Below are 15468 nucleotides of genomic sequence, written 5' to 3'. Positions count from 1 at the left end.
GCGCGACATTGACGGCCCGAGCTCAATGCATGGCGTGATCCATGCGTCGGCGCTCCAAGAGAGGGGCAGAAAAAAAAGCCCGCTTTTCAGCGGGCTGTCTTGCTTGCAAGCTCTGGTTTTGCTTGCGATGTTTGGTAGGCGCGATTGGACTCGAACCAACGACCCCCACCATGTCAAGGTGGTGCTCTAACCAGCTGAGCTACGCGCCTGTCGTCGATGGGATGAATTCTAGCAGCGGAAAAATGGTGGTTTGGGCAAAGTCGCGACTTTTTTGCGCCTGAGGCTGAATTTTTTCAAATCCGGCAAGCGGCTCAAGGCTCGGCGGGGCGCTGCTGATTCGCTACTAAACTTTGATGTGTTTTCCATCAATTGAATCGGCAACCCCATGACAAAAGCACAAGCAGGCATTCTGGCGTCTCTTCCTGAACAGGGGCGCTATGTTTTCTTCACCCTGGTCGGTGCAGGTGCAGATTTGCAGAACAGTCTGAAGAAATTGCAGACCAGTGTTGACGGTCAGCAGATAGTGGCGGGTCTGGGCCTGCAGGTGCTGCAGCAACTGGACAAGAAACTGCCGCTGATGCGCGAGTTCCCGCACCTCAAGGGCCCGCAGTTCGAAGCACCCAGCACACCTTATGCGCTGTGCCTGTGGCTGCGCGGCGATCAACGCGGTGAGCTGATCGCTCTGACGGCCAAGCTGACCAACTTGCTGGCGCCGGTCTTCAAGCTTGATCACATCGTGGATGCCTTTGTGCACCAGCGTTCGGACAACGGTCACGGCCGTGATCTGACCGGTTATGAAGACGGCACCGAGAACCCCGAGGACGATGAGGCCGTGGCAGCCGGCATTGCGGCAGAGCAGGGGGCAGGCATGGACGGCTGCAGCTACTGGGCCTTGCAACAGTGGCAACATGACTACTCTGCCTTTGGCTGCATGAGCACCATGGAGCAGGACCATGCCGTGGGTCGCCGCCGCAGCGACAACGAGGAACTGGACGATGCCCCTGAGTCGGCCCATGTCAAGCGCACGGCGCAGGAGAGCTTTGAGCCGGAAGCCTTTGTGGTGCGACGCTCAATGCCCTGGTGGAGCGTCAGCCCGCAGGGCAGTGATCGCAGCGGCTTGATGTTCTCCGCCTTTGGTTGCAGCTTTGACGCTTTCGAGGCTCAGATGCGCCGCATGCTGGGCATGGATGACGGCATCAGCGATGGACTGTTCCGCTTTTCCAGGCCGCTGACGGGCTGCTATTTCTGGTGTCCGCCGGTTTCTGGCGGCAAGCTGGATCTGACGGTGCTGGGACTCCAGGCCTGAGAAATGGCATGGGTGCAAAGAAAAACGGGCCATCTGGCCCGTTTTTTCATCTGCTGCCTATTCCCCGAGAGGCTTCTAGTTGGCCTTGCCTGCACTGGCCGAGGTCTGGGTGGCAAACGTGATCTGCGACAGTCCCGCGTGGCGGGCCGCTTCCATGACGGTCACCACCGACTGGTGCGGGGAGTTGGCATCGGCACTGATGATGACCACGCTGTCATTGCCCGCTGTTGCCGCACCGGACAGGGCGGCGGCAACAGAGGAGACGCTGCGGTCATCCACGCCTTGCTTGTTGACGGAGTAGCGGCCATCAGCAGAGACGCCGACGATGATTTCCTTGGGGCGATCGCGTTGCTGCTCGGTGTCGGCCACGGGCAAGGTCAGCTGCAGCTCGGTGAACTTGCTGTAAGTGGTGGAGAGCATCAAAAAGATCAGCACCACCAGCAGCACGTCGATGAAGGCAATCAGATTGATCTCGGGCTCATCGCGGTGACGAGGACGGAAGTTCATGATGGATGTGTTCCGCTTCTTACTTGGCAGGCTTGATGCGGCCCAGATGGCGCACGAACTGCTCGGACGCCAGTTCCATGCCCAGCAGATAGCCGTCCACACGGGCGCGGAAATAGCGCCAGAAGATCAACGACGGAATGGCCACCATCAGGCCGAATGCCGTGTTGTAGAGCGCAATCGAGATGCCATGGGCGAGCTGGGCGGGGTTGCCGGCGCCGGAGCTGGCTCCGGGCTGGGAGCCGAAAATCTCGATCATGCCGATCACCGTGCCCAACAGGCCCAGCAGCGGCGCGGCCGAGGCAATGGTGGCCAGGGCGCTCAAATACTTTTCCAGCTTGTGGGCGGCGGCGCGGCCCGCGCCCTCCATGGCCGAGCGCAGCTCTTCCTCGCTGCTTTCGGGATGTGCCTGGCGGGTACGCAGACCAGTGGCCAGCACCTCACCCAATACCGAGCTTTGCGCCAGTTGCTGGGTGGTTTCAGCGCTGGGCAGGTGCTTGGTGGAGACCGAAATCGCTTCATTGAGCAGATTGGTCGGCGCGACCTTGCTGGCTTTCAGCGAGGCAAAGCGCTCAAAAATCAGGGCCAGGGCCAGAATCGAGCAGGCAATCAAAGGCCAGATAGGCCATCCTGCGGCTTGTATGATCGACAGCAACGTTGCTCTCCCTCGTCGTTCAGAAATTGCAGCCGACGATTATGACCCACTGCCGTGCCGCTGCGACCCGTTTTTACAGGCCTCATACGGCAGGCTTGAGCCAGCGCAGCAAGATCGTGCGGCAGCGCTAGCGCAAGGAGCTTGGAGCGGCAGAGCAGGCACAAAGTGCTTGCGATTCTTTGCGAATGCTTTCGCGTATATCACAGAAATCTGTGGATAACTTTGTGATCTAGTTGCTATGCCGGGCAGTTATCTGCTTCGCTTTAAAGGCTTGTTACGAGTTTGACACCTGTGTGAAGCCTTATAAGTTGTTTTAAATCAATAAGATGGATGATATTCCTCATGTGTTGTTTAGGATTTTTCTGGCTTTGTCGCCGACAAGGCTGGACGCCGACATCTGTGGAGAATCAGGCCCGCGTAAGACCTCGCTGACACCGCATGAATTCAATGTTTGAACGTCCAAACTCAGCAACCACGCCGCATGTGTGGGAAGTTGGCGCGCTATGCCACGCCATTGGCGATGCCTTGCAGGCTCGCTTCAATCCGGTCGCGGTGCGCGGCGAGCTCAGTGGCTTTTCGCGCGCTGCCAGCGGGCATTGCTATTTCAACCTCAAGGACGCGAGCGGGCAGATTCGCTGTGCCATGTTCCGTCGTGCGGCCGAGCAGGTCGGTTTCTCGCCACGTGATGGCGAGCTGGTCGAAGTCAGAGGGCGTCTAGGCGTCTACGAGCAGCGTGGCGATCTGCAACTGGTGGTGGAGAGCATGCAGCGAGCCGGGCAGGGGGCACTGTTCGAGCAGTTTTTGCGCCTCAAGGCCCAGTTGGAGTCCGAGGGACTGTTCGACCCTGCGCGCAAGAGGCCGCTGCCACCCTTGCCGCGCGGCATCGGCTTGGTCACGTCTCTGGGCGCGGCCGCCTTGCACGATGTGGTGACGGCGCTGCGCCGTCGCGTGCCACATATTCCGGTGGTGATCGTGCCAGCTCTGGTGCAAGGCGCACAGGCGCCGCAGTCACTGGTGCAGGCATTGTCAAAGCTGTATCGGCTGGCGCGAGACGGGCAAGGCCCAAGCGGCAATTTGCCTGCTGACCCCACGCGGCAGCCGGTGATAGACACCATCTTGCTGGTGCGCGGTGGTGGCTCGCTGGAAGACCTGTGGGCCTTCAACGACGAACAGTTGGCGCGCACCATTGTGCAAAGCCCGGTGCCGCTGATCAGCGGCGTGGGTCACGAAACCGACTTCACCATTGCCGATTTTTGCGCCGACCTGCGTGCGCCCACGCCCACGGCTGCGGCCGAGCTGGCAGCCCAGCCGCGCGAGGTCTGGTTGGGTGCGCTGGCTCTGGCCCAGGACCGCATGGACAACGCGGTGCAGCGTGTGCTGGACCGCCAGGCCCAGCGCCTGGATATCGCTGCACAGCGTTTGGGGCGGCCCAGCGAGCAGTTGGCGCGCAATCAGTTGCAGCTCAGTCGTCAGGCGCAGCGCCTGCGCCACTCCATGCTATTGAAATTGCAGCGGCTTGCGCAGAACCAGCAAGCGATACAGGTTAATTTTCCCAATATCTTCCAGCGCAGTCTGGAGCAGCAAAGGCAAACGCTGGATCGTATCGACCTGCGCTTGCAACTGCTGGACCCGCGCCTGGTGTTGCAGCGCGGCTATGCCTTGCTGACGGATCAGCAGGGCAGGCCTGTGACCCAGGCCAGGCAGGCCGTTCCGGGGACGGCACTGAAGGCTCAGTTGTCGGACGGAGCGGTGGATGTGGTGGTCACTCAGCCGCGCCTGCTTTGATGCTCGCCAGTCACAAGCTGGCAGCAAAACACCTGCACGCTAACCGGGTTCTTCATCAGAACTCTTTTGCAATCGGCGCAGGCAATGCAACAGGGGCCAGTGTTCATGCGCTGTAAGCCGTGAGCGCATGCTTTTGGCTGCGTGCGCAATAGTCCTGATGAGTGGCCCGCAGCCTCTCAGTTCTTTCTACAATGGTTCGGTTAGTGCAATACTTGACGTCTGTAGTACAGCAATGTGCCGGCCGGCACAGCGGTCACCGCTCAGGCGCCTTGGCACTGGACGGCCCCCAAAAATTTCAACCACGAGGAAAACCATCATGGAACGCACTCTGCCCCCCCTGCCATACGCTATCGATGCACTGGCTCCGTTCGGTTACAGCCAGGAAACCCTGGAATTCCACCATGGCAAGCACCATAACGCCTATGTGGTGAACCTGAACAACCTGCAAAAGGGCACCGAATTCGAAAATATGGATCTGGAAGAAGTCGTCAAGAAGTCTTCCGGCGGCATCTACAACAACGCTGCCCAGATCTGGAACCACACTTTCTTCTGGAACTGCATGACCCCCAACGGCGGAGCAGATCCTACAGGCGCTCTGGCTGATGCCATCAACAAGAAGTGGGGCTCCTACGCCGAGTTCAAGAAGGCTTTCGTGGCTTCCGCTGCCGGCAACTTCGGTTCCGGCTGGACCTGGCTGGTGAAGAAGGCCGACGGTTCCGTGGACATCGTCAACATGGGCGCTGCCGGTACCCCCCTGACCACCGCCGACAAGGCGCTGCTGACCGTGGACGTGTGGGAACACGCTTACTACATCGACTACCGCAACCTGCGTCCCAAGTTTGTCGAAACCTTCCTGGAAAAGCTGGTGAACTGGAAGTTCGCCGAAGCCAACTTCGCTGCCTGATCACGGCAATACGGCATCAGGTCTGCGGCTGCACGGCTCGGACCTGATCGTTGGCAAAAACCTCCGCAAGGAGGTTTTTTTATGCCCGTCTGCTAAGAATGAGGAGTTTTAGGTCTCCAGTTTTGATGCGGAAAGTGCAGGCAGCTATGTTTTTGATGACCTATTGATGCATGGGAGAGACTGGTATGGAGGAGCGTGAAGGCCTGGGCAGTCAGGCGGTTTCCGGGCCAATGGAGGCAGGCGCTCGCATGCCGGTGTACTTTCTCTGCCATGGCGCCGGCCCCTGGCCCTGGGTGCCGGAGATGCACGACTGGCATGAGCTGATGGCCGAGGGCTTGCGCAATATTCCGCGCCAACTGGCGCGCAGGCCCCGGGCCGTGTTGCTGATCTCCGCCCATTGGGAGGAGCCGGTTTTCACCGTGCAGAGTGCCGCCCATCCTGGCATGCTGTACGACTATGGCGGCTTTCCGCCGCAAACCTATAACCTGCATTACCGTGCGCCCGGCTCGTCTGAGCTGGCAGGCAGGGTGCAGCAGTTGCTGGCGCAGGCTGGAGAGGACGTGCGGGCTGACGACCAGCGCGGCTACGACCATGGCATGTTTGTGCCCATGGCTGTGATCTATCCGCAGGCCGATGTGCCCGTGCTTCAGCTCAGCCTGCGCAGCAATCTGAACGCTGCAGAACACCTGGCCGTGGGTCGTGCGCTGGCCCCGTTGCGTGACGAGGGAGTTCTCATCATTGGCAGCGGCTCCAGCTATCACAATATGCGTAGTTTCGGCCCCGTGGGGCGGGCGCCTTCCAAGCTGTTTGACGATTGGTTGGCCGAGACGCTGATGCAGATGACACCTGCCGCGCGCAGCCAGCGGCTGGCCGATTGGGATCGGGCCCCCGGCGCGCGTACGGCCCATCCGCGGGAGGAGCATCTGCTGCCGCTGATGGTGGTGGTGGGGGCGGCGGAGCAGGACCTGGCCCGCCGTGTTTACTTTGAAGAGGCCTTCATGGACTCGGCCACGCTGTCCAGTTACTGCCTTCAGGCCGGGGCGTAGCTCAGAGCTCCGCTTATTCTTGCTCGTCCAGCGGACCATTCAAAAATTCTTCTCTGTCATCGTCAATCGAGTCGGCGGACGCTTGAAGATAGGCTGAGAAGCTGGGGGCAATCCAGCAGACCTGGTCGGGGTCGTGCACATAGGCAATGATCTGGCCGCGCTGTCCTTCAGGACCGGGATGATGATCAGCCATTAGCACGATGTCGCCATAGAAGCTGGCAAACGGCTGCCAGCCGGTGTGCCACCAGCGCCCGCTCAGGCGAGGGTCCTGGGACGCGGGGCCGGCCAGATCCCACATGCGCTGGGCTCGCTTTTCCATGCGGAGTGCCTGGGCCATGGCCTGCGGTGGCGTGAGAAGGTCCAGAGCATCCACAAAGCCTGGCCGCTGAAACAAGGGTTGGGTGCTGTCGGTGCTGCTGCCTGCAGTCAGGCGCCAGAATGCGGCAAGATCGGCATCCAGAGGCCCCAGCGCGGCGGCCAAAGCGGCCAGATCCTGTTCGCTGGCCGGCGGCAAGGGGTGAAAGCGCAGCTGGAATGCAGCATACACAGCATGCAAATGCGCAAGATATTGGTCAGGTGTCATGGTGGCAGGCGTAGTAGTCCGAGGTAAGTGAATTGGGCAGCGAGGTCGGACCGACAGCGGGTGTTGGGGAGTCTGTTTGGGGGCAAAGTGTGGCTCTTTGGATTTTCAGTGTAGTAAATCCGCGGTCTTTGCTTCATGCCAACACTTCTTGCGCCAGAGGCAGTCATTGTGTTGCGCTGACCAGTTGAATCCATAGACGATAGCGATCAGCATAGTGCCACTGGCGCACTTGCTTTTTTGCGTGGTGCGCATTTGAAGCACTTCTTGTGTGCTTGGCCTTCAGTCTGAGGCCGGAAACTATAAGGTCGGCAGTTGCTCTTGGGTTTCGACCTTTGAATGCCATCTAAAAAAGAGATGCCAGACTCGACGCTTTCAAATTCGAGAACTTGCAATCTCGTATGAGGTCGGGAGTGAGAATGTAATCGGCTATGAAGTTGCGAAGTGCAGATTCAAAGTATCTAGGCGTTGCAAACGCCAGATTAATTTACTCGCTATAGATTATTATTTTTCGTCTGTCATTATTGAATTTGTCAGAATAAAATTTCAGGCGTATCTATGCACCGCATGATTCTGCTGTCTTGAAGATTCATTGATGTTGAAAATACCTGTTTCTTTGTTATTGGGCGCGTAATTTCAATGTAATGGATTATCTTGAAAAGGATGAACTATCCCGTGACTGAGATGTTCTGAAATCTTCGGCCCATTGCTGGAAATCGCTGGAAGGCATAGGTTTGGCGATGTAGTAGCCTTGTGCAATATCACAGCCAAGATCCTTGAGCAGATCCCAGTGCTCTTTGGTCTCCACACCTTCGGCAACTGTCTTCCGTCCTAGATCATGTACGAGATCAATGGTGGAGCGCACAATCGTGGCAGAATCCCTATCGCGATGCATTGCAGAAACGAATGATTGGTCGATCTTGATGTAATCTACTGGTAGTTTTTGTAGATAGCTCAATGATGAGTACCCTGTTCCAAAATCATCCACATAAAGAGGAATCCCAGCATCGCTCATCTCACTCAGTGCTCGTAGAGCATATTCAGCATGCTCCATTACGGCGCTTTCCGTAATTTCGATTTCCAATAGTCCGGTTGACACAGAGCGCTCTGAATGCCATTGGCGATACTTGGCGAAAAGCTGTTCATCTCTGAAGTTTCGCGCGGAGAGATTGATTGCAATAGGAACAGCACAACCTTTTGCCTGCCAGCTCTGCAGCAGATCAAGGGCTGCGACAATGACCCATTCCGTCAAAGGCTTGATCAAGCCTGTTTGCTCAGCCAGGTCGATAAACAATCCGGGAGGAATTAGTCCTTTAATTGGATGCATCCAGCGTACCAAGGCCTCTGCTCCACAGATTTGCCCGGAGGAAAAATCAACTTTTGGCTGTAAAAATAGCCGCAGCTGATTGCCTGCAATGGCTCGCCGAAGTTCTCCTGCCATGGTCAAGCGTCCCGCTTGATTTTTCTGATGCGACGGGTCGAATACGCACTGGCTCAGTCCGCGGGCCTTGGCTTGATGGGTGGCCTTTCCCATTTGACGCAATAGTTCATCGGAAGTTGTGCCGTGTTCGGGAAACAAAGCTATGCCAGCTCTTGCACTGACATCCAATTCAATATCTGCGATAGGGAAAGGGCGGGAGATGGTTTTTTCCAACTCTTCGGCCAAGGCTACGGCGGAACCTCTATCCAGAGTGGGCGCTAATACCGCGAATTCGTCTCCGCGTAAACGAGCAATATGTGCAGAATCGGGAATGCTTTGCCTTAGGCGCTCTCCGAAGTCTCTAAGAATCTGGTCCCCATTAGAGAAACCTAGCACCTCGTTGATTTCTCGAAGGCGTTCAATATTGAATTGCAAAGCCGCGATTGGTTCTGGATGCGAAGAGCTTCCCTCAATTGTCGCAGTCAGCACTTCCCTGAATTCAATCGAATTGGGTAGTCCAGTCAAGGGATCATGGCGCAGCATATGATTAATCTCTGCTTGTACACGTAGTTGTTCTGAGCGTGTACGCAGAATGGAAATGCCAAAGGCTAGATCGTCCGCTGACTCGGTCAGCAATGCGATTTCATCTTCGCCGAACGCGTCTGGTTCGGTGTCATAAATGGATAGTGCGCCAATGACTTCGCCCTCAACCAATAAAGGGCAAGATACGCCTGATTTCAGTTCACCAAGCTTGTCGCTCCATCGAACATGGTTGGAATCTACGCGCATGTCTCGGACAAATTGAACCTTGCCGCTGCGAATTGCGCTAGCTGTCAGACTTTGGCCTAGCTCCGTATCGGCTGCTATGAGTCCTAGACTGCGAAGTGCTTCTATACCGCCTGGATAATTGCACTCGGCCATCGGACGTAGTTGTTGATCTGGCTCGTCACCCGAATACCAGACTGCAGCCATGCCATAGCCTCCTGCAGCCACGATGGCTCGGCACATGTTTTCAAGCAGACTCTGTTCTTCGCTGGCTCGTAGCATGGTGCGATTACCGGCACTCAAGGTTCGCAGTCCGCGGCCAATATGCTCTAACTCATGCACTCGTTGTTCGAGTTCCCCATTGAGCGTCTGGATACGTTCTTCATAGTGCTTGCGCTCAGTAATATCGGTGCCCAATACGTAATAGCCAGCAACCGTTCCATCGGCTTGGTGTTTGGGAACATACTGAATAGTCTGCCAAACTCCTGGAAAGGGCTGCCAATCATATGTTTGCGGCTCTCCTGCGAGGACCTTGCCGATCAAATCATTGGCAACAACATAGCGTTCCTCTCCGAGGATTTTTCTTACCGACTCACCCGTGATGTCTTCGCGGTCAGGTGCAAAGCACTCCCGGTACTGAGTGTTGACGTACTCGTAGTGCTGTTGTGCATTAACGTAGGCAATCAGCGCCGGAACGGCGCTGATGACGTTGTGCAAATGGCTTTGAATCTCATGCCATTGCAAAGTGCGTTGGTGCACGTCAGCTTCAAGTGACGCGTTTTGCTCACGGATGATCCGTTGTGCCTTTCGCTCCAAAGTAACGTCTAAAGACTAGTACAGCACCTCGTAGTTGGCCTTTGGAGTCGCGGATGGGGGCTGCGCTATCAGAGATTGGACGTTCGGTGCCATCTCTGGCAATGATTGAGGTGTAGTCGGCAAGTATCTGCACTTCCCCGGTGGCTAACACCGTTGCTACAGGAATATGAGCAGGCTCGCGGGTCTGCTCATGAATGATATTGAATACTTCCTCGATAGAACGGCCTTGAGCCTCATTGATACTCCAGCCTGTGAGCTGTTCGGCCACTGAATTCATGCGAGTGATTCGCCCTTCAGTGTCTGTTGCGAGTACTGCATCGCCGATCGAGTGCAAGGTAGTCACAAGGCTTTCTTCATTGTCAGCCAGAGCACGCTGACTGGCTTCTGTTTCGCGCAATTGACGTCTTATCAGAAGATAGGAGGAACCCAACAGCAAGATAAGTGCCACAGCGACCAATGCTCCAGCCATCACCAGCTTATGACGCGCTTGCTTGTGCTCGGCCTCTTCCAGAGCGAGTCGCAGGCGCGCCTCGGTATCCATCTCGCTCAGCAATTCATAGGTGCGCAAACGCGTGGATGCAAGCGTAGTTGCGGCAGCAAATGCATTTGCTGCCTTCTGACCTTGGGTATTGCGCAATTTTTCAATTTGGCGTGCAGCTGCCATGCGCTGGTCAATGACTTTACGCAGCTCTGTCCAGCGACGTTGTTGATCTGGATTATCGATCGTTAGTTGCCGTATTTTTTCCAGCGAAAGCTCTCGCTCAGCCATCGCTGCATTTCGCTCGGCAATATGCTCGGCATTACCTGTCAGACGGAAATTTTGAGTGGTTAGTTCAGATTGGAGAGAGTAGCCTCTGACGCGATCTATATTGTTGAGCAACTGGTGTGCATGTGTCACCATTTGGGCGGCTTTGGCGGCATCATTTGCAACTTCCCACGTCGATAGTGCCATCGCGATCACTACCAGCGCAGCCGTTCCAAATGCTGTGACAACCTTGGACTCGAAACTAGACCTCCGCACCATAGAACGCGCTCCTACGCTAGATGCAGGCCGCACAAGCCATTTTCACTTGCCGCTGGCCTAGGCTGACATCACCATCCATGTAAGGGATCCAGACACTCCGGATAGGAGGAGTGTGCAGGGTCCATCAACATGCAAACTGAGGGATACAAGCTCAAATATACAAACAATATGCGATTTGTTTCATTTGTTGTCATTGGTTCACATTGCAGAGGAGTCGAATTTCGCGAAATTCTGTGTGTTGCTTGGCATTGAAGCGTCCGTTTGCTAGTTCGGCAGAGCAATGTGATATTCAGTAGCCAGCAGATAAATAGCGTTCTTTTTTAGCGTTGTTGATACGATCAAGACGCATTACAAAGATGCTGAATTCAAGTAGCTGAGAATTTTTACGGTCGATCTCTCAACAAGAGATCGCTTTTTTCTTTTGAATTCTTGAGTCATATCAATTTGGAGAACCTTATAAAAACCCCCGGCCTTGAATGAAGATTGAGCAGTTTTCAGGAGTGGTGTTCGACTAGGGTTCGGCACACGAAAGCGAGCGAGGTGGCGAGGCTATCGCTGCATCCGGCTTCCTCCTGAGCGACTTGATCTTCTCGGGCTGGCCAAATGACTTGAAGTTTCTGGACTTGGGCCGAAAGCCCTGCTTGGACATGTGAGCAAGTCCCTTGTCGCAGCCCGCTGAATGTGGCTTCGCTCACGGCGTGGCTGTGAACCTATCAGCGGCATTCTGTGAATGACAGGCGACGCTTACATCGAGCAGCTTGCTTGGGCACAGATGGATCGATACGGTAGGGTACAGCCGCTGGGAGACCGAAGACTATGGTGTGTCGCTCGAGCGGAAGCAGTACGAGCTGACGTCTGAAAAGCCCAAGGAAATCAAAGGCAAGGCCGCCATCAGCATCAACGACCGGATTCTGCAATTCGGGCATGCTTCAAGGACTTTGAGATGGAAGTCCGGCGGCAGGAGTGCGCGGTTGGCGGCGGTGCGAATCAGCGCGAACGTGGCGAATCAGCGATTTACAACTGGGCCAAGAGTGAGGAGTCTCCGGGGCAGTGTTGAGAGAATCGCCAGTGGGCGAGCAAGACTGATCGCCGCGGCAGTCGGGAGAAATAAAAAGTGGCCGCTAGGGCCACTTTCAAATCTCAAACTGAGAACGATCTTGATCTTTGATCCAATTCGGAGGCTTTCCTCGACCGGACCAAGTCTGGCCTGTGGTTGGGTCACGATATTTTGGAGCCACAGAGCCAGCCTCGCGTTTTTGTTTTTGCTTGGCGGCAGGGAAGACATCATCCTGTGTCAGCCCGAAAGCCTCGATCAAGCCTTTGATTTTTTGCACCGCGTCTGCGACTTCAGTCTTGCGGGCGGCAGCAATCTGCTGCTCAAGAGCCTCGCGTTGCGCCAACAAATCCTTATAAGAATGTGTACTCATCTAAAAGAGGTCCTATGTAAAGTTATGAACCAGCACTAAAGGGATGCACCCATACATGAGATACGTCGTTTATGCAGTTGGTTCACTTTCAATCGAAAGTGACCGCGTACATTGTGTCTTGATTTGAGGTGCGTCAACTCCAAAAGCTCAGGCGCACACAAAAAATAAAATGAGCTTTAGAGACAAGCAGGTACTGAAGCGTCTCGTATTGCACGATGTCTTATTCAAAGGTACGGAGGGATTGGCTAGGTGTGACCAGAAGCCATCTATTGAGTGCCCACAAAGCATTCGTTCGGCGCTCGCGGTCAGCCGACTTGAGCCGCTCGGTCAGAAGTGACCCATATGGCTTTGCAGGACTCCTTTTCAGCAAAAACCTACAGGGCAGCTAAAGGCCTGTTCTTGCCAGTGCTCCCGGTTGGAGCTCAACTGGTCAACGCATCCATCCAACGCCCCCATCGTCAACGGAGACTGGTCGATGGGTGATAAAACAACACATTCGAGGACGTGATCGCTTGCCAATTTGTCAGCCTTGGTGCCAAAGCCTGTGCTACTTTGTGCCAAAGATCGCGCAAATTTGTGCCAAAGGCCGCGCAACGCAACTCTTCAACGCAACTTGCACGGCTGTGATGGCCGCTAAATGAATGCGGCAGTGCGACTTTTTTACATGGAAGAAAACCGGGGAAAAAAGCCTGTTTCCCAATGAAAACGCCTTTTGAAAGTTGAGCTAAATCCTTGAGTCTTGTACAAGACTTAAAAAAATCGGCCCGGTTGCGCGTAGAATTTTGTATTGTGGGAACGCATTGCATCAAGAAAGTGTCGTCCCGCTGTGTCAGGCCCCATTGCGCAAGCCCGGGATGCAGGCCCAAGGCACCTTTCCCCCTTTTTTCACAACCTGAGACAAGAGATGAGTACGCAGCAACCCACCATCATCTACACCTTGACTGACGAGGCTCCCCGCCTGGCCACCAGCGCATTCCTGCCCGTGATCCGTGCTTTCGCAGCACCGGCCGGCATCAATGTGGAGACCAGCGATATCTCGCTGGCAGGCCGTATCTTGGGCGAGTTCCCCGACTTTTTGACCGAAGCCCAACGCGCTCCGAACAACCTGGCTGAACTGGGCAAGCTGACGCTGACGCCTGAAGCCAACATCATCAAGCTGCCCAATATCTCCGCATCCGTGGGCCAGCTGCAAGAAGCGATCAAGGAATTGCAGGGCAAGGGCTACGCCATCCCCGACTATCCTGAAACCGCCACGACCGATGCCGAAAAGGACATCAAGGCACGCTACAACAAGTGCATCGGCTCTGCCGTGAACCCCGTGCTGCGCGAAGGCAACTCGGATCGCCGCGCGCCTGCAGCGGTCAAGAACTACGCCAAGAAGCACCCCCATTCCATGGGTGAGTGGAAGCAGTGGTCGCAAACCCATGTGTCGCACATGGAAGAGGGCGACTTCTACCACGGCGAAAAGTCCATGACGCTGGACAAGGCCCGCGAAGTGAAGATGGTGCTGGAGACCAAGTCCGGCAACAGCATCGTTCTCAAGGACAAGGTCAAGCTGCAGGCAGCAGAAGTGATCGATTCCATGTTCATGAGCAAGAAGGCCTTGTGCGCCTTCTATGAAAAGGAAATCGAAGACTGCCGCGAGTCGGGCATCTTGTTCTCGCTGCACGTGAAGGCCACCATGATGAAGGTATCCCACCCCATCGTGTTCGGTCACTGCGTGAAGATTTTCTACAAGGAAGCCTTCGAAAAGCACGGCAAGCTGTTCGATCAGCTGGGCGTGAACGTGAACAACGGCATGGCCAATCTGTACGAGAAGATCGAGACCCTGCCTGCTTCGCAGCGCGAAGAAATCATCCGTGACCTGCACAAGTGCCAGGAGCACCGTCCACGTCTGGCCATGGTCGATTCCGCCAAGGGCATCACCAACTTCCATTCGCCCAACGACGTGATCGTGGATGCTTCCATGCCCGCCATGATCCGCGTGGGCGGCAAGATGTGGGCCGCTGACGGCAAGCCTTACGACTGCAAGGCCGTGATGCCTGAGTCCACCTTTGCCCGTATCTACCAGGAAGTGATCAACTTCTGCAAGTGGCACGGCAACTTCGACCCCAAGACCATGGGCACCGTGCCCAACGTGGGTCTGATGGCGCAAAAGGCCGAAGAGTACGGCTCGCACGACAAGACGTTTGAGATCGTCGAAGACGGCGTGGCCAACATCGTGGACATCGCCACCGGCGAAGTGCTGCTGAGCCAGAACGTGGAAGCTGGCGACATCTGGCGCATGTGCCAGGTCAAGGATGCTCCTATCCGTGACTGGGTGAAGCTGGCTGTGACCCGTGCCCGTAACTCCGGCATGCCTGCCGTGTTCTGGCTGGACCCCTATCGTCCGCACGAAGCCGAGCTGATCAAGAAGGTGCAGACCTACTTGAAGGAATACGACACCAACGGCCTGGAAATCCACATCCTCTCGCAAGTGCGCGCCATGCGCTACACGCTGGAGCGCGTGGCCCGCGGTCTGGACACCATCTCGGTGACCGGCAACATTCTGCGTGACTATCTGACCGACCTGTTCCCGATTCTGGAACTGGGCACCTCGGCCAAGATGCTGTCCATCGTGCCTCTGATGGCCGGCGGCGGCATGTACGAAACCGGTGCTGGCGGCTCCGCTCCCAAGCATGTGCAGCAACTGGTGGAAGAAAACCACCTGCGCTGGGACTCGCTGGGTGAATTCCTGGCTCTGGCCGTCTCGTTTGAAGACCTGGGCATCAAGGAAAACAATGCCCGCGCCAAGCTGCTGGCCAAGACTCTGGACGAAGCCACCGGCAAGCTGCTGGACGAAGACAAGTCGCCTTCGCGTCGCACCGGCGAGCTGGACAACCGTGGTTCGCAGTTCTACATCGCTCTGTACTGGGCCCAGGCTCTGGCTGCTCAGACCGAAGATGCAGCACTGGCGGCCAAGTTCGCACCTCTGGCCAAGAGCCTGACCGAGAACGAAGCCAAGATCGTGGCCGAGATGAAGGAAGTGCAAGGCAAGGCAGCCGATATCGGCGGCTACTACATGCCCGACGTGGCCAAGCTGGATGCCGTGATGCGCCCCAGCGCCACCTTCAACGCCGCCATCGCGTCGGTGTAATGCAGGCAGCTGCTGCAGGCTACACGCCTGTGCAGCTGAGCCCAAGTAAAACCGGCAGGCCCGCAAGGGTTGCCGGTTTTTTTACGACTGCATGCGAGTG

The 15468-nt window shown here is 56.1% G+C and carries 10 protein-coding genes, 1 tRNA gene and 1 pseudogene; 5 read left to right on the top strand and 7 right to left on the bottom strand.

What is annotated here, in order from left to right; genetic code table 11:
* Positions 1 to 132: 132 nt before the first annotated feature.
* Positions 133 to 209 (bottom strand) — tRNA-Val (locus ACWGXF_RS06475).
* Between the two features lie 176 nt (positions 210 to 385).
* Here ACWGXF_RS06475 and ACWGXF_RS06470 point away from each other — a divergent pair.
* Entirely contained in the window at positions 386 to 1306 is a 921-nt protein-coding gene (locus tag ACWGXF_RS06470; protein ID WP_256630769.1) for a Dyp-type peroxidase, read from the top strand.
* 75 nt (positions 1307 to 1381) lie between these two features.
* Here the strand turns inward: ACWGXF_RS06470 and ACWGXF_RS06465 are convergent, their stop codons facing one another.
* Positions 1382 to 1813, bottom strand: coding sequence for an ExbD/TolR family protein (locus ACWGXF_RS06465; protein ID WP_003054027.1), 432 nt, complete (start codon positions 1811 to 1813; stop codon positions 1382 to 1384).
* Positions 1814 to 1832: 19 nt separating this feature from the next.
* Entirely contained in the window at positions 1833 to 2465 is a 633-nt protein-coding gene (locus tag ACWGXF_RS06460) for a MotA/TolQ/ExbB proton channel family protein (RefSeq protein WP_003062918.1), read from the bottom strand.
* A 447-nt stretch (positions 2466 to 2912) separates the two neighbouring features.
* Between ACWGXF_RS06460 and xseA the strand changes: the two genes are divergently transcribed.
* From xseA to ACWGXF_RS06445, 3 genes are all read left to right on the top strand, one after another.
* A complete protein-coding gene (gene xseA / locus ACWGXF_RS06455; RefSeq protein WP_256630768.1) occupies positions 2913 to 4250 on the top strand; it encodes an exodeoxyribonuclease VII large subunit in 1338 nt (445 codons plus the stop codon).
* A 316-nt stretch (positions 4251 to 4566) separates the two neighbouring features.
* On the top strand, positions 4567 to 5154 hold the full coding sequence (locus ACWGXF_RS06450) for a superoxide dismutase (protein WP_256630767.1): 588 nt from the start codon (positions 4567 to 4569) through the stop codon (positions 5152 to 5154).
* 185 nt (positions 5155 to 5339) lie between these two features.
* Positions 5340 to 6200, top strand: a complete 861-nt coding sequence (locus tag ACWGXF_RS06445) for a DODA-type extradiol aromatic ring-opening family dioxygenase (protein WP_256630766.1) — start codon at positions 5340 to 5342, stop codon at positions 6198 to 6200.
* A gap of 13 nt (positions 6201 to 6213) precedes the next feature.
* On the opposite strand, the gene ACWGXF_RS06440 is transcribed toward ACWGXF_RS06445, so the two are convergent.
* The 4 genes and pseudogenes from ACWGXF_RS06440 to ACWGXF_RS06425 form a co-directional block, all read right to left on the bottom strand.
* The gene (locus ACWGXF_RS06440) at positions 6214 to 6783 is read right to left on the bottom strand and encodes an SMI1/KNR4 family protein (protein WP_052052645.1); all 570 of its coding nucleotides are present in this window, start codon (positions 6781 to 6783) and stop codon (positions 6214 to 6216) included.
* 646 nt (positions 6784 to 7429) lie between these two features.
* A pseudogene (locus ACWGXF_RS06435) lies at positions 7430 to 10805 on the bottom strand (EAL domain-containing protein).
* 1133 nt (positions 10806 to 11938) lie between these two features.
* Positions 11939 to 12232: an H-NS histone family protein gene (locus ACWGXF_RS06430; protein ID WP_003067427.1), complete on the bottom strand. Its 294-nt coding sequence runs from the start codon at positions 12230 to 12232 to the stop codon at positions 11939 to 11941.
* A 458-nt stretch (positions 12233 to 12690) separates the two neighbouring features.
* On the bottom strand, positions 12691 to 13098 hold the full coding sequence (locus ACWGXF_RS06425) for a hypothetical protein (RefSeq protein ID WP_131326172.1): 408 nt from the start codon (positions 13096 to 13098) through the stop codon (positions 12691 to 12693).
* 38 nt (positions 13099 to 13136) lie between these two features.
* Between ACWGXF_RS06425 and ACWGXF_RS06420 the strand changes: the two genes are divergently transcribed.
* Complete coding sequence (locus tag ACWGXF_RS06420; RefSeq protein WP_256630764.1) at positions 13137 to 15368, top strand: NADP-dependent isocitrate dehydrogenase; 2232 nt, start codon at positions 13137 to 13139, stop codon at positions 15366 to 15368.
* Positions 15369 to 15468: the final 100 nt, after the last annotated feature.

Source organism: Comamonas sp. HJ-2, from assembly GCF_053615495.1.
This window is presented reverse-complemented; position numbering and strand designations above follow the sequence as displayed.